This is a genomic window from Helicobacter bilis (assembly GCF_900198365.1).
Classification (GTDB): Bacteria; Campylobacterota; Campylobacteria; order Campylobacterales; family Helicobacteraceae; genus Helicobacter_A; species Helicobacter_A bilis_B.
This window is the reverse complement of sequence record NZ_FZMS01000077.1, coordinates 1-4,026: the sequence shown is the minus strand read 5'-3', so window position 1 is coordinate 4,026 and position 4,026 is coordinate 1. Positions and strand designations below refer to the sequence as shown.

General features: G+C 36.5%; 4 protein-coding genes. 3 read left to right on the top strand and 1 reads right to left on the bottom strand.

Annotation, left to right across the window (positions count from 1 at the left end; translation table 11 throughout):
* The first annotated feature begins 562 nt into the window (after positions 1–562).
* Complete coding sequence (locus C6H08_RS09510; protein ID WP_138154737.1) at positions 563–892, top strand: hypothetical protein; 330 nt, start codon at positions 563–565, stop codon at positions 890–892.
* 7 nt (positions 893–899) lie between these two features.
* Here C6H08_RS09510 and C6H08_RS11365 read toward each other — a convergent pair whose 3' ends face one another.
* Positions 900–1,121 carry a hypothetical protein gene (locus C6H08_RS11365; protein ID WP_138154738.1) on the bottom strand — a complete coding sequence of 74 codons (222 nt, stop codon included), beginning with the start codon at positions 1,119–1,121 and terminating at the stop codon, positions 900–902.
* A 134-nt stretch (positions 1,122–1,255) separates the two neighbouring features.
* Here C6H08_RS11365 and C6H08_RS09500 point away from each other — a divergent pair, with 134 nt between their 5' ends.
* Positions 1,256–1,591, top strand: coding sequence for a hypothetical protein (locus C6H08_RS09500; protein WP_138154739.1), 336 nt, complete (start codon positions 1,256–1,258; stop codon positions 1,589–1,591).
* Complete coding sequence (locus C6H08_RS09495) at positions 1,563–3,191, top strand: autotransporter outer membrane beta-barrel domain-containing protein (protein ID WP_034580275.1); 1,629 nt, start codon at positions 1,563–1,565, stop codon at positions 3,189–3,191. Before C6H08_RS09500 ends, C6H08_RS09495 begins: the two co-directional genes overlap by 29 nt.
* The last annotated feature ends 835 nt before the right edge of the window (positions 3,192–4,026 follow it).

Below are 4,026 nucleotides of genomic sequence, written 5' to 3'. Positions count from 1 at the left end.
CTTTAATCGTCATATTAAGCAAAGCAAAATTCCCCTACAAACTCTAAAATCAATATAATAAAAAGCAAAAATCCATAAAACCGCCACATTTACAAAAAAAAAAAAACAAAAATTCAACTTTTTTATGCTAGATTTGCACTTCATTTACTTTAGATTTTAAGGAGATAGTATGTCGATATTACAACATGACATAATGGCACAGGCAAAAGGCAATACAAAAAGCAAAGCAAGCACACTGGCTAAGGTAAGCATAGTAGCAGCCCTTACACTATGGGGGGGGTAACTAACCCTTTATTTGCCCTTGATATAACAAGAGAAATTAACGACGGAAAAAAAACAACAAATTCAAAATTCACAAGAAGAAATTCTCAATATAAAACAAAACGGCAAGTTAAACGCCGATATGAATCTAGGTAAAAAATTTACTACAATAACAAACGAAGCAAACTCGAGTTGAACAGCAACAGGCAAAACCCTTACTATCCAAAATGACCACGAAGCAAATAATATAGTCATCACTAACTTGGGCAACCAAGATTCTTCAAAATGGCAAACCAAAGTAGTGCAGGGCAGTAAAGAAGGTTTATCACTCACCATCGAAAATGGTAGTGGTGGCGACAACGGAGCAGCAGCAAAGTGGAGTGGTGAAGTCGCAGGTGGAGCTGGCACACTCAAAATCAATAACGCAAATGCACAATCTGAATGGACTGGTAAAGTCGTAGCAGGTAATGGCACAACAGAAATCAAAAATGATGGTGTATATAAAGGCGTAGTAGAGACTGGCACAAATGGCGATAGCACAGGTAATACAACTATCACAAATAACCTAACTTGGGGTAGCAATGCAGAAGACGCAAAAATCACACATAAAGGTAAGGCAACCTTACTATAAATAATAATCAAGGTGGGACTATAGCTTCTAAAATACTAGGTGATGCTACTGGCACAGGCACAATTAAAATCGTTAATAATGGTGAAATAGCTTCTACTGCTGAAATCACAGCCGATGACAAGACAGGACAACTTATCATTGAAAATGGTGTCTCATCTACAGGAGCAGCCAACCCACAAGCAGAAATTAAAAGCGCAATAACAGCCAAAGCAAATGGCGCTCTCATCACAAACCGCGCTAAGATCAGCGGACTTATCACAGCTGGAAGTGGTAAGGGTGAGAAAGGCACAACTATCAGGAACTTGAGTGGTAGTATCACAGGCGGTATTAAAGCAGGCACAGGGGATTTAACCATTGAAAACTATGCAGAAATTTCTGGTAGTAGCAAAAAAGATTGAAACTGCGGCAGGCAACCTAACTACCAATAACTATGCAGGTGGTGATATTAAAGCTGAAATAGACGCAGCAACAGCAGTCGCAACGAGTGTAAATATCACAAACTACGCTGGTGCTACTATCAGTGGAGCAGTAAAACTAAAATCAGAAGATCAAAAATCTGCTACACTTACCAATCATGGTAGCATTACAAATGCAATAACCGCAGAAGGACAAAAAGTAACTATCAATAATACAGGTAGCATTACACACGCAAATGGTGTAAAATTCACAGGTGAAGCACAAAAAAACAAACACACTTAACAATAGCGGACATATCTCAAAGGTAGAGACTGCTACTGCTAATAGCATACTTACACTTACAAACACAGGTAATGGTATCATTGATGTGATAAATGCAGGAAGTAGCACAAATATCAATGTGGCAAGTGGCTATGCAGTAGATATTAGCTCTGATAGGACAAAAGCAGATGGCAATGCATGGAAGTATGAAACTGATGGGGCTATCAATGTAACAGGTGGTGGTAAAGTAAATTTTGGGACAGGTAGCACGGGTGCAGCCTTTAGATCAGCAGGCAATAATGGTCCAGCATTTATCATCGCTGATATGGATATTGGCGAACAATATGACTTAAGTAAATTTATCGCAGGAAGCAAAGCTAACACAAATATGACTACCACTGATCAAATCGCACAAAATATCGGCTTTACAAACAGCCTTTATGATGCAAGCTTTGATAAAAACGGCACTATGACTATCAATATTGAAGCAAACAAACCAATCGGTGCATTGGGAGCTATCCAATCTATTGCTAATATGAACTCTCAAATGACACGCGCACAAAGCATTATTGATGGTGTGTTTGATGCAGTAGCTACAGGTGAGATAGGACATCTTTCTTATCCAAGAGAAGGTGCTATATCTACACAATACACAGGTGCAAGTAAAAAATCTAAGCTAGAAGAATTAGCAGAAGCAGTAGAATCTGAAAAAGATCCTAAAGTAAAAGAAGAAAAACTAACATTATTACTCGCTGAAAAAGAGAGAGCAAATAAATCATGGATAGGCTTTGCTACTCCATATTTCTCTACTTCAAGCATAGCTGCTACAGGCTTTGCTGCTACAAATGGAAGTGCTATGGGCTTTGTAGGTGGTGCTGCAAAAGCACTTGATAATGGTGTATTATTTGGAGCACACATTGGTGTAGAAAGTCAAAATGCAGGTAAAGTTGGTGCTGAAATGCAATCACTAGGCAGCAGCTTTATGGCAGGTGTGCATACTAAAATGCCTTTAGGTCAAGTAAATAAAGCAAGTCTAAGTCTAGTGCCATTTGTGAAACTTCAAGCTAATGCTATGTTAGCTGCAAATAGCTATAGACTTACTCCAAAAATGGATACTACAAGAGAAGCTACAGGACTTGTAAGCGGCTTTAGTGCAAGTGCATTGTTTGGTTTAGATATGCCTACAAACTTTGGTTATATCACACCAGAAATAGGTCTAATGCAACAAGCAGTGATTATGCCAGAACTTGCATTTAGTAGCTTTAATACAGCAGCTAATAATCAAGTGATAAAAGGCACAACAGCAACACCATTGTATCTATTAGCTCAAGTGAGATATACAAAAGCTATTAAACTAGAGAAAATGTCATTATTCCCAACTATTAAAGCAGGTATCCGCTATGCAATGGCAGGTAATAGCTTTGTAAGTGCTATAAATGTGCAAAATGCTACTCCTACTTACTATGGTGTAAATAACATTGATAGCTTTGTAGGTGTGCTAGAAGCAGGACTAGGAGCTAAGCTAGGACAAAATACAGCTATTAACCTATCTTATGGTGGTGAGTTTGGTGCGCAAGTAAAAACTCATAACATTAATGTAAGAGTTGGTTGGCAGTTTTAATCTCTTATAGTATTAATGTAAGGGTTTGATTGGCAATGTTAATTCATTGTCATTTTGACTTTATTTGTTATTTTGGCTTTCTTTGCCATTTTAAAACTTGCCTTGTCATTTTGAGCGTAGCAAAACATCTTTATTTTATACAAGAGAGATATTTCGTGCTTACGCATTCGCACGAGCGAAGCTCTTGCCCACACTTGCAAATATGACAAAGTGGATTGTTCTTTGCAAGATTTACAAAGAAGTTCATTACAGAAAAGCTCATGGCAATCTATATTTTCATTATGCTAAGCTTTGTTATTATTGCATAACAATAAAGCTTAGCATAATTACAAGTCTTTTTTTAAAGACTGAAAGAGAGGTTTAAGGATATTTTATATTTGGGTGGGTGCAGGGCTTAAGGGTGCAAATAGAATCTCATGCGCTAGATTCTATACAAAGTGTTTTGACATAGTCTTAACATGACAAAGTTTAAGAAATAATCTCATAGCTTTTGGCACTATGAGTTGTAGTTACTATGCTGTGTTTTGCATAGCCAATAGATACTATTTTTTAACTTGTTTTTTCATTTTTAACCTTACCATGTTGAGATACATGTAAAAAACTCACTCATGATTCTAAATCTTTAGAATCAACAACCTAAAACTTGAAAATTAAACTTTGGAATGTAACCCATTTGGCTTACTATTAAGCTTATTTTAGCTTTTCTATAGCTTGTCATGTTAAGGTAGGCAAAACACTTTTTTTACTTTTTTACTTTTTTTTATGACATTATAAGACTTCTTTGTATTTATATAAATTTCATAATATCATATACGCATATCATTTTTGGTTTATT